Annotated in this window: 12 protein-coding genes; 6 read left to right on the top strand and 6 right to left on the bottom strand. The window is 65.6% G+C overall.

Annotated elements, in window-relative coordinates; translation table 11 throughout:
- The 5 genes from SR3_RS28610 to SR3_RS28590 all read right to left on the bottom strand — a co-directional run.
- On the bottom strand, positions 1 to 508 hold a 508-nt coding region (locus SR3_RS28610; protein ID WP_174549213.1), incomplete at its 3' end, for a UxaA family hydrolase.
- Positions 505 to 1,794, bottom strand: a complete 1,290-nt coding sequence (locus tag SR3_RS28605) for an aldo/keto reductase (RefSeq protein WP_245654143.1) — start codon at positions 1,792 to 1,794, stop codon at positions 505 to 507. The genes SR3_RS28610 and SR3_RS28605, both read right to left, overlap by 4 nt.
- Positions 1,791 to 2,603 (bottom strand): amidohydrolase family protein, encoded by an 813-nt coding sequence (locus SR3_RS28600; RefSeq protein WP_068094261.1) that lies wholly within the window; start codon positions 2,601 to 2,603, stop codon positions 1,791 to 1,793. The genes SR3_RS28605 and SR3_RS28600 overlap by 4 nt, the downstream gene beginning before the upstream one ends.
- Complete coding sequence (fucP, locus tag SR3_RS28595; protein WP_068094258.1) at positions 2,600 to 3,838, bottom strand: L-fucose:H+ symporter permease; 1,239 nt, start codon at positions 3,836 to 3,838, stop codon at positions 2,600 to 2,602. The genes SR3_RS28600 and fucP overlap by 4 nt, the downstream gene beginning before the upstream one ends.
- A 112-nt stretch (positions 3,839 to 3,950) precedes the next feature.
- Positions 3,951 to 6,767: a TonB-dependent receptor gene (locus SR3_RS28590; RefSeq protein WP_245654142.1), complete on the bottom strand. Its 2,817-nt coding sequence runs from the start codon at positions 6,765 to 6,767 to the stop codon at positions 3,951 to 3,953.
- 172 nt (positions 6,768 to 6,939) lie between these two features.
- Between SR3_RS28590 and SR3_RS28585 the strand changes: the two genes are divergently transcribed.
- From SR3_RS28585 to SR3_RS28560, 6 genes are all read left to right on the top strand, one after another.
- Positions 6,940 to 7,758 carry an IclR family transcriptional regulator gene (locus tag SR3_RS28585; RefSeq protein WP_068094255.1) on the top strand — a complete coding sequence of 273 codons (819 nt, stop codon included), beginning with the start codon at positions 6,940 to 6,942 and terminating at the stop codon, positions 7,756 to 7,758.
- Positions 7,755 to 8,732, top strand: coding sequence for an alpha/beta hydrolase (locus SR3_RS28580; protein WP_068094252.1), 978 nt, complete (start codon positions 7,755 to 7,757; stop codon positions 8,730 to 8,732). Before SR3_RS28585 ends, SR3_RS28580 begins: the two co-directional genes overlap by 4 nt.
- Positions 8,729 to 9,538, top strand: coding sequence for a GDSL-type esterase/lipase family protein (locus SR3_RS28575; protein WP_068094246.1), 810 nt, complete (start codon positions 8,729 to 8,731; stop codon positions 9,536 to 9,538). The genes SR3_RS28580 and SR3_RS28575 overlap by 4 nt, the downstream gene beginning before the upstream one ends.
- Positions 9,538 to 10,332 carry an SGNH/GDSL hydrolase family protein gene (locus tag SR3_RS28570; RefSeq protein ID WP_068094243.1) on the top strand — a complete coding sequence of 265 codons (795 nt, stop codon included), beginning with the start codon at positions 9,538 to 9,540 and terminating at the stop codon, positions 10,330 to 10,332. The genes SR3_RS28575 and SR3_RS28570 overlap by 1 nt, the downstream gene beginning before the upstream one ends.
- A gap of 82 nt (positions 10,333 to 10,414) precedes the next feature.
- Positions 10,415 to 12,640 (top strand): WD40/YVTN/BNR-like repeat-containing protein, encoded by a 2,226-nt coding sequence (locus SR3_RS28565; protein WP_068094239.1) that lies wholly within the window; start codon positions 10,415 to 10,417, stop codon positions 12,638 to 12,640.
- Between the two features lie 5 nt (positions 12,641 to 12,645).
- A complete protein-coding gene (locus tag SR3_RS28560) occupies positions 12,646 to 14,277 on the top strand; it encodes a DUF5597 domain-containing protein (RefSeq protein ID WP_157099187.1) in 1,632 nt (543 codons plus the stop codon).
- Positions 14,278 to 14,322: 45 nt separating this feature from the next.
- On the opposite strand, the gene SR3_RS28555 is transcribed toward SR3_RS28560, so the two are convergent.
- On the bottom strand, positions 14,323 to 14,728 hold a 406-nt coding region (locus tag SR3_RS28555; protein WP_157099186.1), incomplete at its 5' end, for a family 1 glycosylhydrolase.

The raw sequence follows: 14,728 nt of genomic DNA, 5'->3' as shown, positions 1-14,728 counted from the left end.
CCAGCCGGTCGAAGGCGCGGCCTACGGCGGGGTTGGCGGTGATGCCGCTGGTGCCATCCGAACCGCCGCAGATCGTGCCGATCACCAGTTCGTCGACCCGCATCGGCACGCGCGGCGTCTCGGCGATGGCCGCACGGACCCGTTCAACCGCGCCAAGCCCCGCCGCGATCGTCGCGGCGGTGCCGCCCGTCTGCTGGATCACGAAGAGTTCGACCGGTCTTCCGCTCGCGGCGATGTGCGCCGCCAGACGCTCGCGGTCGAAACTCTCGCAGCCCAGCGACACCAGCACCACGCCGCCGACATTGGGATGCGTCGTCACCGCTTCCATGATCCTGGCGGCATAAGCATTGGGATAGCAGCCGGGAAAGCCGATGAGATGCACATCGGCATCGTCCGTCTTGTCGACGATCCGCCGGGCGACATGATGCGCGCATTCCACCAGATACACGACCGCGACCGTGTTGCGGATACCCTTGCGGCCATCCTGCCGGGCATAGCCGAGCATCATGACCCGGCCTCCGTGATGGTCGTGCGGCTGTGGGCCGCGATATAGTCGCTTTTCATATTGTGCATGTGGACCCATTCACCGAGCGTGGCCGCCGCCGTCATCGAGCCGATCGGCGCGCCATATTTCATGATCTTGTCGCCAGCGGAGAGCGACCACCGCGCAACCTTGTGGCCGACCATGATGTCTTCGCGCGCCGCGATGGTGCCTGTTGACGTCGCCAGCCTGTCGCCTGCCGAAATCGGCGCGACGCAGATCAACACATTGTCGTCAGGATGAAGCAGGATGAGTGGGCCGGAGGCCGTCATCCGAGCGGGCGCTGCCGTGATGACGCGGTCCAGCGCGTCCCATGCGGTGGCGGGCACCGAGGCGGCGATCCGCGCGACCATCGCGTCGACCTGCTCGACCCCGGCCAGCCCGGCGACCACGGATGCGACGGCGGGATGGTGCAGGGGAAACTGCAGCGCCGCCGCCGGCAGCGAAACACCCGCCTGCGCCGCAACCCCCGCCAGGGCCCGGGCCCGCGCAACAATCTGAGCGGAGGGGCGCGCATAATCGAAGTGCAGACCCTCAATGTCTGCGCCGATGGTCTCATGCGCCAGAATGCCGCTGTTGTAAGGGCCGCCCGCGATCACCCGAACGCCAAGGTCCGCGCAGCGGTCCAGCAGGGCCTCTGCCCGCCGGTCCAGCAGCGTGTAGCGTCCGGCCAGCAGGATCACGTCGAGCGGCACCGCGTCGAGCAGCTCCTCGCAGATCGCGATCTCGTTGACGCCGATGCCGACCGCGCCGATAACGCCCGCATCGCGCAGATCGCACAGGGCCCGGTAGCCGCCGTTCAGGAACGCATCGCGGTGGCGCGGATGCTCGCCGCCATGCGTCTCCACGCCCAGATCATGCGCGAGGACGATATCGATCCGCCGCCCCTGCAAACGCCCGGCGCTTGCTTCGAGCGAGCGGCGCACGCCATCAGCCGAATAATCGTAGACCTCATCGAAGGGGTCGGCATCGACGAAGCCATGCCGCGTGCCGGTGACCCCGGTCGGCACCAGCAAGCGGCCGACCTTGGTCGAGACGATCGCGCCCTGCGCCGGATCATGCATCGCCAGCGCCGCACCCAGTCGGCGTTCGGCGAGGCCAAAGCCGTAATGCGGCGCGGTATCGAAATAGCCGATGCCGGCCGCCAGCGCCGCAACCACGGTCGCTGCTGCCTCATCATCACTCAAGGCGCGGTAGAGATTGCCGATTGCGGCCGTGCCCATGCCGAAGCGGGGGAGAACAGGCTGGCTCATGATGGCAGCCCATAGATGCGCCGGGCGTTGCCACCGAACACCGCCGAATGCTCCGCCGATGGAATCGCGCTTCGGGCCAGAGCGAGCCAGTCACGATAGCTTTCCCGCAGAGTGACGACCGGCCAGTCGCTTCCCCAGATCAGACGTTCCGGCCCGAACAGATCACGGATCCTTGCGATAGAGGGCAGCACCGCCACCGCCGCGCCATCCGCGGCGAGTTCGGTGACCAGCCCCGATACTTTACAAGCCACTTGCGGCAACACCGCCAGCCTCTTCATGGCTTCCTCCCAAAACATGTCGGCTTCACCGATGGTGGGTTTTGCAGCATGATCGATGATCACACGCAGATCCGGGTGACGACCCAAGCAGCGCGCCAGCGCGGCAAGATGGCGCGGCCGCACCAGCGCTTCGAGCACAAGTCCGCGCCGGGCAAGATGCGCCAGCGCCGGATCGAGCGCAGGATCATCATACCAGTCGTCTGCCCGGTCCTGCACCATGGGCCGTATCCCGAGCAGCTTGCCACGCGCCGCCACCCGGTCGATGCGCGCGGGCGCAGCCGGCGCGGTGAAATCACTCCAGCCGATAACACCCGCGATGCGATCGTCCGCATGGGCAAGGTCGAGCAGCCAATGCGTGTCCGCCTCGCTCTCCTGGCTCTGCACCAGCACCACGCGCGAGACACCGGTTTCGCCGATTTCGGCCCATAACTCCTCCGGCAGCACATCGCGGTGCAGCGCCGGCATGTCTGGCCCGGGCCAGGTGCAATCGTTCAGTCCCGGCCTCCAGAGATGGACGTGCGCGTCGATCATCGCTCCACCTCGCCGCAATGAAGGCGGGCAAACGCAAGGATCACCGCGAAGCATGCGGCGGGCACCAGCATCGCCAGCGAGATCGCGCCGCTGATGTCGGAGACGAAGCCCATGACCGCCGTCAGCACCGCGCCGCCGATGATCGCCATGACAATCAGCGAAGACCCCGGTTTTGTCAGCGGTCCAAGGCCACGCAGCGACAGGACGAAGATGGTGGGATACATGATCGACATGAAGAAGCTGCTGGCGACCAGCGCCACCACCCCGACCCGCCCGCCCACCAGCGCCGCAACAACCATTAACATGACGTTGATCGCGCCGAACAGCGTCATCAGCCGCGCGCCCTCGATGCGCGACAGCAAGAGGGCGCCGACAAAACGACCGGCGGTGAACAGCAACAAGGAGACGGTCAGCAACCAGGCCGCGCGCTGGATGCCCAGCTGCGGCAATTCGGCCGCGACATAGCGGATCAGATAGCTCCAGATACCGACCTGCGCGCCCACATAGAAAAATTGCGCGCACACCCCCGCAAGATAGCGCGGCCGCTTCAGCAAGGCGCCGACGCCTGAAAGAACGCCGCTGACCGGCACGCGCCCGGCGGGCATCACCGCGCGCGGCAAGGGCGTGGCCATCAGCAGCACCGCCCAGACCAGCACCACCGCCGCGATGACCAGATAAGGCATGCGCACCGCCGAGGCATCGGGAGCCACGCCGACAGGCACGTCCGCAAGCAGCAAGGCGGCCCCCATCGCCACGCCGGTCACCGAACCGAGCGGGTTAAAGGCCTGCGCAAGATTGAGGCGACGATCAGCACTCTCAGCCGGGCCCAGCACGATCACCAGCGGGTTCGCCGAAGTTTCCAGAAACGCGAGGCCGCTGGCGATGACGAACAGCGCGAAGAGGAAAAAAGGATAACTCGGCTGCAGCGAGGCCGGCCAGAACAGCAGCGCACCCGCCGCAAACAGCAGAAGCCCTCCGACCACCGCCGCCTTGTAACCAAAGCGTTCGGCGGCATAGGCGGCAGGCAGCGCGAAACAGAAATAGCCCAGATAGAAGGCTGACTGCACCAGCCCCGACTGCAGATCGGAAAGCTGGAAGACATGACGAAACTTCGCGATCAGCACGTCGTTGAGATTGTTGGCCAAACCCCACAGAAAGAACAGCCCGACGATCAGGACCATACCGGCCCGGCCGGCCATCCGCGGCGCCTGCCCATCCTGCGTGCCGTTCATCATCCTCACCCCTCTCTTTATCGCCAGATCGGGCATTATAGCCTCCGGTCAAAGGCGGCCAGAGCCATGAAGGCTCTGGCCACAGGGAGGGAAGGTTCCAGCGATGCCCCGTCCTTTAGAAGGTCACGCGGGCTGCGAGGCTGATGCGGCGGTCGGTCACGATCGCGTCACGCGGACGGGTTTCGATACCGTAATAGGTCGATGTCATCGTGTTGAGCAGATTCACGCCATTCGCCGTCAGCGAGACATGCGGGTTGACGTTATAGGTGATCGACGCGTCCAGCTGGCCGAACGGCTTCTGGAACACCGGCAGATTGCCCGAGCCGTTGCCCGACGTCGTCACCAGGAACTCGCTGCGCCAGTTGTAGGCGATGCGGGTCGAAATCGGACCGCGCTCGTAAATCCCGACGATGTTGTAATTGTACTTGGACAAGCCCTCGAGCGAAACATCGTGGACCGGCCCCGCGGTCGCCGGGCTGGGGGCGTTCGAGTTGACGTAAGTGAAGTTGCCCTGCACGCCCAGGCCCTTGAGCGGCCCCGGCAGGAAATCGAAGAATTGCTGATAGGCAAGCTCGAAGCCCTTCACCGTCGCATCGGCAACATTGTTGTACGAGGTGACCTGATACTGCGCCGACACGCCATCGTTGAAGGTGACGGTGCGGGGCGAGATGCCGGTCTGGATGTAGTTCGAAATCTGCTTGTAGAAGGCAGCGGCGGTCAGCGACCCGGTGTGCGAGAAGTACCATTCGGCCGAGAGATCGAAATTCTTCGACGTCATCGGCTTGAGATAAGGGTTGCCCCCCGAGGTGTCATGCTCCTGATTGATCTGCGCCGTCCCGGGCTCGGTGATCGTCAGCGCGGGGTTCAGCTGCGAGAGCGACGGACGCGAGATGTTCTTGGACGCCGCGAAACGCAGCTGGAGCTTGTCGGTGAGATGCGCGCGCAGGTTCAGGCTGGGCAGCCACGAATTGTAGCTGGTCGAAAAATCGACGAGATTGGACGTTGTATCGCCCGTCACCTGCTTGCCATCCGCGCCCGTGATCAGGCCGGTCTGCTGATAATAGCCAGCGACAGCCTGCTGCGTGCGAATGAAACGGATGCCGATGTTGCCATCGATGGGCAGCGGCAACTGCTCCGCCTTGAAAAAGGCAGTGGCATAGGCAGCATAGGTCTTTTGCGACTGGGTGCTGGTGCCGCTCGGCAGATAGGGCGCGGCGGTGGTAATCCCGAGCGCGGCGCGCGTCGCATTATAGTCGCGCGTGGTAGCGCGCGAGAAGAACAGGCCCTGGCTGGGGATGGACGCATCGCCGCGGAAAAAGCTGCCGAGGCTGACAGTCTCAAGATCCGTCGGCACGGACGACAGCTGGGTGTAGCGATAGCCGGTGTCGCTGTAGACGTTCGAACGGTTGGCGAAGCGGAAACCCGCCTTGATCGACTTCAGGATGCCGTCGTCAAACTTATATTCGGCATCCAGCCGGGCCGTCTTGTCCTTGGCTTCGGCGTGGTTCAGGTCGTCGAGATAGAAGGCGGCGTTGTAGCTCGATGGGTTGGTCACCCCCTCCGGCGTGCTGATCGAGAAGCTGGGGGTGTTGCCCGAGATCGTCTGCGTCAGCGTGCCGTCACCCACGCCGTTCAGGCCGATGATCGAGCGGACATCCTGCGTGTTCGCATCGACGAACTGGCCGTCGGCGGTGATCGTCAGATGCGGAGACGCTGACCATTTGCCGTGCAGCGAATAGTCGGTCACGCGCGAATGGCGGGTTTCCAGGCTGGTGTTCGCGGCGATGGCGATGTTCTGATAGGTGCCGCTCTGCACATCGCCGTTCGGCGCGAAGGTGAAGGCCGCGCCCGGCTTCGGCGACATCTGCGCGCCGGCCGGCTCGGCGAAATAGCTGTAATCGTCGAAGCGGAATTTGTAATCGTTGCGGAACACCTCGGCGGTGAATTCGAGGGTCGGGCTCGGCCGCCACTGGACCGAGGCATCGATGCCGAAGCGGCGACGATCGCCATAGACCTCGCCGATCCCGGTGCCATGCGCCAGCGTGGTCGTCTGGCCAAGACGACCCAGCGTCTGGGCCGCGGCATAGTCAGCCGGGGTGTTGGGCGCGCCGCCGGCGCCCACGCTGGTGTCGAGCGTGTTGAACGGCTCGGTCGAGATCGTATCCTGACGGAACGCCGTGTGCTGGTACGACGCGCTTACCAGCACGCCGATCTCGCCGATGCCGGTGTTCCAGCGGTCGCTCACCATCAGCGAGGCGGAAGGTTCGGTCTTTTTGACCAAATCGGAATGGGTGCCGCTGACCGAGCCGGAAATCTTGAAGCCGTTGAAATCGAACGGCTTGCGCGTGCGGAAATTGATCGTGCCGCTGAGCTGATCCTCGACGAGATCCGAGGCCGGATTCTTGTACACGTCGATGCCGGCGAGCAGTTCGGAAGGCACGTCCTCAAGGCTGAGGGTTCCCGGAGGGCTGGTGCCCTCGCCGCCGCCACCGCTGGCGGTGAAGATGTCCCGCCCGTTGAGTTCGGTGCGAACCTGGGTGAGGCCACGGATCGCCACCGAGCTGCCTTCGCCGTATTGGCGCTGGATCTGGATGCCCGAAATACGCTGGAGCGCCTCTGCAACGTTGCGATCGGGCAGCTTGCCGATGTCTTCGGCCACGATCGAATCGACGATCTGGTCGGAGTTGCGCTTGATGGCCTGCGCGCTCTGAAGGCTGGCGCGCACGCCGGTCACGACAATGCCTTCGGCCTCTGATCCCGGCCCCGTGGCGGGAGCGGCCTGACCTCCGCTTGCCGCCACGTCCTGAGGCGCGGCGACAGCCTGCGCGAATGCCGGCGACGCGCCGCCGAAAACCAGTGCGGCCACCGAAACCCTGACCAGCATGGTGCGTTTGCGGTTGCTCTGTGCGCTGACCGTAGGTGCCATAATCATACCCCTCTCCTCCATGATCGGCCCCCCAGGAAGGGCTCTTGCCTTGCCCCTTAGGGCCAATTTCGGAAATATGAAATATAAAAATTGCTTTCACTGGTGATTATTGGATAGGTGGTTGGCGGCTGGCGACGGTGAGCGCTAGAAGCACTCTGGCAGCAACAGAGGGGAGAGCATGACAAGCAAACCGCGTTATCAGGCGCCGGCGTTGAAGAAGGGGCTCGAGATTCTCGAGGTCCTTGCATCCGCCAGCGCGCCTTTGACCATGTCGGACATCTCAACCGCGCTCGAACGCTCGGTCAGCGAGATTTTCCGCATGCTGCAGGTGCTGGAGGAGCATCGCTACATCGCCCGCAGCGAGGAGGGTTACCGCCTCACCAATCGCCTGTTCGCACTCAGCATGGGCCAGCCGCCGGTGCGCGATCTGGTCTCCACCGCGATGCCCGTGATGCAGTCGCTGGCGCGCCAGACGGGGCAGAGTTGCCACCTTGCGGTGGTATCCGGTGCGGAGATGGTGGTGATCGCCGGGGTCGATTCCCCCGGCCTGTCGGGTTTTGCCGTGCGTGTGGGCTATCGCCGTCCTTTGCATCGCTCGGCGTCGGGCCGCATTCTCCTGGCGTTCCAGTCTGCGGATACACGCGCCGCCATGCTGGAGGATGTGCGGGCGGCAGGCGGAGACATCGATCTGCCGGAGCTGACGGCGAACCTCGACTCGATCCTCGCCGATGGCAGCGGCGCATCGCCAAGCCCGGTCCTGACCGGCATCACCGATCTTTCGGTGCCGGTGCTGTCGCTGAACGTCGCGCGCGCGGCGTTGACCATTCCTTTCGTCGATGGGCCGGGCACGCGAGTCCCGCTGGCCGATTCGCGCGAGATGCTGCGCGAGGCGGCGGCGCTGATCGCCGATCACCTCGCGCCCGTCGTCCGCGAGACGACGCCACGCGCGGAAACGCCTGACGCCCCCGATACGCTGGAAAAGGCCCCGGACGCATGAACAGCCTGTCACGCCGCAACCTGCTCGGCGGCACCGTCCTGCTTGGCATGGCCGCCGCAGCAGCCACGCCCGCAGCCAGCGCCCAGACGGGCGCGCACGACGAAGTGGTCGAGCTATGGCCCGGCCTGCCGCCCGGCAGCACGGGCGCCGCGATCACCCGTAAAATCGCCGATCAATCGAAAGATCCGGCTCACCCCGACCGGTGGGTGACGGGCATCGCGCGGCCCGTGCTGGTGGTCTATCGCCCGGAGCGCCCGAACGGCACGGCGGCGCTCATCATGCCGGGCGGGGGTTACGGCTTTCTGTCCTATGACAATGAGGGCGTGTCGCAGGCCGCGTGGCTGAATGCACGCGGCGTCACCGCCTTCATCCTGATGTACCGCCTGCCCTCGGAGGGCTGGAACGACCGCGCCGATGTTCCCTTGCAGGATGCGCAGCGGGCGATGCGCGTGATCCGTTCAGGCGCTTCCCGCTTTGGCATCCGCGCCGATCAGGTCGCGATCCTCGGCTTTTCCGCCGGCGGTCATCTGGCCGGATCGCTCGCGACGCGCCATGCCGCCCGGGTTTACGCACCCGTCGATGCCGCCGACCAGTTGAGCGCACGGCCCGATGTCGCGGCGCTGATCTATCCGGTCGTCACCCTCGATCAGCCTTTTGCCCATATCGACTCGCGCAACAAGCTGCTCGGGCCGGATGCGGGTCTGGCGGATCAACGCGCCCGCTCGGTCGAGCGCAATGTCGATGCGACAACTCCGCCGACCTTCCTCGTCCACGCCGCCGATGACGGCCTCGTCCCGCCCGCCAACAGCATCGCGCTCTTCGACGCGTTGCGCGCGGCGAAGCGGCCTGTCGCATTGCATATCTTCGAGGATGGCGGGCATGGATTCGGCACGCGTCTTCCCAAGACGCAGTCAGCTTCGGCATGGCCCGATCTGTTCTCGACCTTCGCCACCCGCCAGGGCATTGCACTGTGAAGGCGAGTCCGGGATGGCTCGCCGTTCTGGCGCTCATCGCGGCATCGCCGGCGATCGCCGAGACGCCGCACTATCAAAGCTCGCCCGAACGGCGCACCGTGGTGGAGAAGGATTGGGGGCCATGGCTCGGGCCGTTCCGCGCCAGGCTGACCCCCAGCCTGATGCAGGATTTCGGCGAGCGTTATCTTTACCAACCCGCCAACGCCAGCTTGCCGCCCCCGGGGCCGAACGAGCAGCGCGTCGTCTTTCTCGGCGATTCGATCACCGATCGCTGGGATCTCGCGGCGAGCTTCCCCGGCAAGCCCTACATCAATCGCGGCATCGGCAGTCAGGTGACGGCGCAGATGGTGCTGCGCTTCCATCAGGACGTGATCGCATTACACCCGGCGGCGGTGGTGATCCTCTCGGGCATCAATGATGTGCAGGGCTTTCTCCAGCAGGAAACGCCCGAGCAGATCGAGACCAATTGGGAAACGATGGCCGATCTGGCCGACGCGCATGGCATCACGGTGGTGTTCGGCTCTCTCTTGCCGGTCAACAATTACACGCAGGCCGCACGCGATGTCGTCAAGGAACGCAACCCCGAAGAATTGCGCGCGCTCAACAGCTGGCTGCAGGCCTTCTGCGCGCGCCGCCATTATGGCTATGCCGATTATTACACCGCCCTTGTCGACAAAGGCGGCATGATGACGGCCGCCTACACCAGTGATGGCGTCCATCCGCTCGACAATGGCTATGCCCGCATGGCGCCTGTCGCCGCGCAGGCGATCGCGGCGGCGCTGGCCATGCCCCGCAGGAAAAGCTGATGCGCCTCCTGCCCCTGATCGCGCTTTTGCTCGCCAGCGCCCCTTCTGCCTCCGCGCAGACGATAGTGCCCGGCGACCCCCATGCCGACGATCCAAGCGGCATTGTCGCCGCCCCCTGCCCTGTTCACGACAAACCCACCGACGCTGCCGGATGGCATATGTGGAACCTGCATATGCTAACCCGCGATTACGGCCAGCTTTGCCGCTACGCCGCCCAGAACACCACTTTGGCCGCGCCGGTGCGGGTCGTGTTCATGGGCGATTCGATCACCGACAACTGGATCAACGCCGATCCGGCGATGTTCACCGGCGGCCTCGTCGATCGCGGCATCAGCGGGCAGACCACGCCGCAGATGCTGGTGCGCTTCCGCCGTGACGTCATCGACCTGCACCCCATGGCGGTGCACATCATGGCTGGCACCAACGATCTTGCTGGAAACACGGGCGCGGCGACGATGGACACCGTTCAGGGCAACATCGCAAGCATGGCCGAACTGGCGCGCGCCCACGGCATCAAGGTGATCCTCGCCTCGATTCCCCCCGCAGCCGCCTTCCCGTGGAGCCCGGACAAGCGCCCGATCCCACAGATCGCCGCTTTCAACGACTGGCTGCGCAGCTACGCCAGGGCCAATGGTTTTGGCTATGTCGATTATCACGCGGCGCTCGCCACGCCCGAAGGGGCGATGCGGTCCGGTCTGGCCAGCGACGGCGTCCACCCGACGCCCGCCGGCTATGCGGTGATGCGCCCACTCGCGCTGGCCGCGATCTCGGCCACGCTGAGTACGGACAAATAAGCTGGCTCGATCACAATCTGGCAGCGCCCTTCATGGCGCCAGTCCAGCAGCAGCGAAAGATGGGAAGGCGAAGGGCTTGACGATGTCACGGGCAGGAGGTGTGCTGTCGGTTGCGCTGATGATGGCGGCAGGCCTTGCCGGATCGGTGGCGTGCGCCGCGCCTGCGCCGGTGCCCTATGACTGGTCGAATGTCCGCATCGGTGGCGGCGGCTTCACGCCGGGCATCGTCTTCAGCACGGTGGAGCCCGGCCTTGCCTATCTGCGCAGCGATATGGGCGGGGCCTATCGCTGGGATGCGCGCGCCAAACGCTGGGCGCCGTTGCAGGATGGCGTCTCCGAAGGCAGCTACATGGGCGTGGAGAGCCTTGCGGTCGATCCGGTGGATGCGGGCACGGTCTATCTCGCGGCGGGCATGGCCGCCGGCATGCCTGCCGCCATCTTCCGCTCCACCGATTATGGCGCGCATTGGCAGGTGACGCCGGTGCCCTTCGCGATGGGCGGCAATGAGGATGGGCGCGGGCTGGGCGAAAGGCTGGCGATCGATCCCTTCAACCATGCGCGGCTGTTGTTCGGTTCGCGCCATCGGGGCCTGTGGCGAAGCGAGGATGCCGGGGCCCATTGGCGTCAGGTGAGCACCTTCCCGCTGGCCGGGCTGGGCTTGCCGACAGGGCACCGGCAGACGCATGGCGGCCTGTCCTTCGTGGTCTTTGATCCCGCACGCAAGGGCCGCATCTTCGTGGGCAACGCCGATCCCGGCACGCAGCATCTGTTCCTCTCGCAGGATGGCGGGGCGACATGGCGCGCGGTGCCGGGCGGGCCGCCTGCCGATCTGCTGGCGGCCAAAGCCGCGTTGGGGCGCGACGGCATGCTGACCATCACGCTCAATGACGGGATCGGCCCCAATGGCATCCGGCGCGGCGCGGTGTGGCAACTCGATACGGCGGCGATGCGCTGGCGCGAGGTGACTCCGCTGCGGGGGGCTGACGCGCCGCAGGGCGGTTATATGGGCGTTGCGGTTTCCACGACGGACCCGATGATGATCGCTGTCAGCACCGTCGATCGCGGCGATCCGGTCGATACGGTCTGGCTGAGCCGCGATGGCGGCGCGCATTGGGACGAGTTGTGGCGGCGTTCGGTGCGCGACGTGTCCTCCTCACCCTTCCTCGATTTTAATGGCAAGGCCAATTTCGGTCACTGGATCGCCGGGCTGGCGATCGATCCCTTCGATCCGGGCCATGCCGCCTATGTCACCGGCGCGACGGTCTATGGCACGCAGGCGCTCGACAAGCCCGGCGAGATGCCGTGGCGGCCCTGGACTCAGGGCATCGAGCAGACCGCCGTCATCACCCTGATCAGCCCGACCGGCGGCGCCCATCTGATCTCCGGCTTTGGCGACATCGGCGGTTTCCGGCATGATGATCTGGCGGTCTCGCCACCGCGCATGCATCTCCAACCGTTCCTGACCAACACCAACACGCTGGATTACGCCGGACGGTCGCCCGCCATCATGGTGCGCAGCGGCAACACGCACACATTGAAAGTGCCCGATACCTCGCTGGCATGGTCGGCGGATGGCGGCGCATCGTGGGAAGCGCTGCATCTGCCGCGCTGCACGCCCCATGCCGACGGCTCGCCTTGCCCGGAGGAGACCGGCGATGCCGCCATCACCGCTTCCGCCGATGGCGGGGCCTTTGTCGCCGAGACCGATAAGCCGCTGCTTTCGCGCGATCATGGCGTGAGCTGGACCGCGATCTCCGGTCTGCCCCGCACGAGGGTGACGGCGGACAAGGCCGATGCGCGCCGCTTCTACGCGTTGGACTTCACCAAAGGCCGGATGCTGCGCAGTGACGATGGCGGCGCCAGCTTCCATCCCGTGATGGGCAAGGGCCTGCCGCAAGACCTCACCGCAGCCCGCTCCACCAACCGGGAGGATCCCGCGCCGTTGCTGGCCGAGCCTGATCGCGCCGGGGCGCTGTGGCTGGCGCTGGATGGCGATCTGTGGCGCTCCACCGATTTCGGCGAAAGCTGGCGGCGCAGCGGGCAGGCGATCCGGGTGGAACGCTTCGGTCTCGGCAAAGGGACAGATGCGGAGACCCCGGCGCTCTACGCGCTGGGCAGCGTGAGGGGCACGCGCGGGCTGTGGCGCTCGCTTGACGGCGGCGGGGCCTGGGCACGCATCAACGACGATGAACATCAATGGGGCCTGCGCATCCGCATGGTCTCGGGCGACCCGCGCCTGTTCGGGCGGGTCTATGTGGCGACAGACGGGCGCGGACTGATCTTCGGCGACCCGGCGAAAGGGACATGACAAAGATGCTGACGAAACTCGCGCCGCTGGCGCTGGCTTGCGCCCTTGCAGCGCACACCGCCGCCGCCCAGACGGCCACCCCGCTTCCCCGGCTGGAAAGCCGCGAGGGGCATCATGCGCTGATCGTCGATGGCGCGCCCTTTGTGATGCTGGGCGGGCAGGTCAACAACTCCAGCAATTATGCCGAGCCGCTCAAGACCGCCTGGCCGGTGCTGGACGCCATGCATGCCAACACGGTGGAAGTGCCCATCGCCTGGGAGCAGGTGGAGCCGGTGGAAGGCCAATATGACCTTTCCTTCCTGCAGGACCTGCTCGATCAGGCCCGCGCCCACGACAAGCGCGTGGTGCTGTTGTGGTTCGGCAGCTGGAAGAACACCAGCCCTTCCTATGCACCGGCCTGGGTGAAGCTGAACAACGCCCGTTTCCCCCGCATGAAGGACCAGCAGGGCAAGGACCACGGCGTGCTGTCACCGCTGTTTCCCGCGACCATGGAGGCCGACCGCCGCGCCTTTGTGAAGGTGATGGATTATCTGCGCGATCATGACCGGCAGAACACCGTCATCATGGTCCAGCCCGAAAATGAAACCGGCTCCTACCGCGTGCCGCGCGATTTCTCCGCTGAGGGCAACCGGCTGTTTGCGCAGCAGATCCCGGCGGCGCTGGCGCGCAAGACGGGCAAGTCCGGCACATGGACGCAGGCCTTTGGGGCGCAGGCCCCGCGCGCCTTCAATACCTGGTATGTCGCCAGCTATGTCAATGCTTTGGCGCAGGCGGGCAAGACGGTGAAAGCGCTGCCGATGTATGTCAACGCCTCGCTGGCCGGGCCGTCCAACGTGCCCGATCCCACGGGCGTGGCCAGCGGCGGGCCGCAGTGGGATGTGCTGGACATCTGGAAGGCGGCGGCCCCGGCCATCGACCTTGCCGCGCCCGATATCTATGATCGCGCCAGCGGCAATGTGATCCAGTACCTCGACAAATACACCCGTCCCGACAATGCGCTGATGGTGCCGGAAATCGGCAATGCCAAGGAATTCGCGCGCTTCTTCTGGCCCACCATCGGGCGCGGCGGCATCGGCTTTTCCCCCTTCGGCATGGATGCCAGCGGCTATTTCAACTATCCGCTGGGCGCCCGCGCGCTGGATTCCAAGGAGCTTGCCGCTTTCGCGCTGCCCTATGCCACGGTGAGCAGCATCATGCGTGACTGGGCGGAGATCGCCGCCACGCGCCCCACCTGGGGCACGGCCAAGCCCGACAATGGCAGCGACCAGTCGGTCACGCTGGGTGCGTGGACCATCACCGCCAGCTGGGGCCAGTGGCAGTTCGGCATGAAGGACTGGACCTGGATCAAGGCCGATCCGGCGCCATGGGCCAGCGAGCCTGTCGGCGGCATGGCCGTGGCCCAGCTTTCGGACCATGAATATCTGGTGATGGGCGACCACGTGCGCGTCAGCTTCTCCCCTGCGGACAAGCGCGATGACGGCATGGTCGTTTCGGTGGAGGAAGGCACCTTCCGTGATGGCAAGTGGGTCACCGCGCGGGTGTGGAACGGCGATCAGACCGATTACGGCCTGAACCTGATCGACCGCCCGCAGGTGCTGAAGGTCACCACCGGTTTCTATTCCGGCAAACCGCGCTGAGATAACACCCTGCCCCGGACACACCAGTCCGGGGCAGGGTCGCGGTCAGACCAGCCGGTTGGTGCGCACCAGTTCGCGGTACCAGTCCGCGCTCAGTTTGGGTGTGCGCTTGCCGGTCTTGAAATCGACGTGGTGGATGCCGAAAAGCTTGGTGTAGCCATCCTCCCACTCGAAATTGTCCATCAGGCTCCAGAGGAAATAGCCCTTGATGGGGTAGCCCTCGCGCGCGGCGCGCTGCAGATGGGTCAGGTAGTTGCGCAGATACATGATGCGGTCGCCATCATAGACCTTGCCATCCGCCGCCACCGGATCATCCGCGGAGCAGCCGTTCTCGGAAATGTAGAGCGCCTTGGGCTTCCACAGATCGTTGACGGCGCGCACGCTCCAGTACAGCGCCTCCGGCCCGACATAGAGCCAGGGCGAGGCCATGCGCGGCGACTGGGGCAGATGC

It is taken from the genome of Novosphingobium rosa NBRC 15208 (assembly GCF_001598555.1).
Classification (GTDB): Bacteria; Pseudomonadota; Alphaproteobacteria; order Sphingomonadales; family Sphingomonadaceae; genus Novosphingobium; species Novosphingobium rosa.
The sequence above is the reverse complement of the archived record's forward strand: the minus strand, read 5'-3'. Positions and strand labels throughout refer to the sequence as shown.

Bases quoted from the DNA above. Each gene is read 5' to 3' on its own strand.
- SR3_RS28605 (WP_245654143.1), bottom strand. From the start codon at position 1,794: ATGAGCCAGCCTGTTCTCCCCCGCTTCGGCATGGGCACGGCCGCAATC.
- SR3_RS28600 (WP_068094261.1), bottom strand. From the start codon at position 2,603: ATGATCGACGCGCACGTCCATCTCTGGAGGCCGGGACTGAACGATTGC.
- fucP (WP_068094258.1), bottom strand. From the start codon at position 3,838: ATGATGAACGGCACGCAGGATGGGCAGGCGCCGCGGATGGCCGGCCGG.
- SR3_RS28590 (WP_245654142.1), bottom strand. From the start codon at position 6,767: ATGATTATGGCACCTACGGTCAGCGCACAGAGCAACCGCAAACGCACC.
- SR3_RS28585 (WP_068094255.1), top strand. From the start codon at position 6,940: ATGACAAGCAAACCGCGTTATCAGGCGCCGGCGTTGAAGAAGGGGCTC.
- SR3_RS28580 (WP_068094252.1), top strand. From the start codon at position 7,755: ATGAACAGCCTGTCACGCCGCAACCTGCTCGGCGGCACCGTCCTGCTT.
- SR3_RS28570 (WP_068094243.1), top strand. From the start codon at position 9,538: ATGCGCCTCCTGCCCCTGATCGCGCTTTTGCTCGCCAGCGCCCCTTCT.
- SR3_RS28565 (WP_068094239.1), top strand. From the start codon at position 10,415: ATGTCACGGGCAGGAGGTGTGCTGTCGGTTGCGCTGATGATGGCGGCA.
- SR3_RS28560 (WP_157099187.1), top strand. From the start codon at position 12,646: ATGCTGACGAAACTCGCGCCGCTGGCGCTGGCTTGCGCCCTTGCAGCG.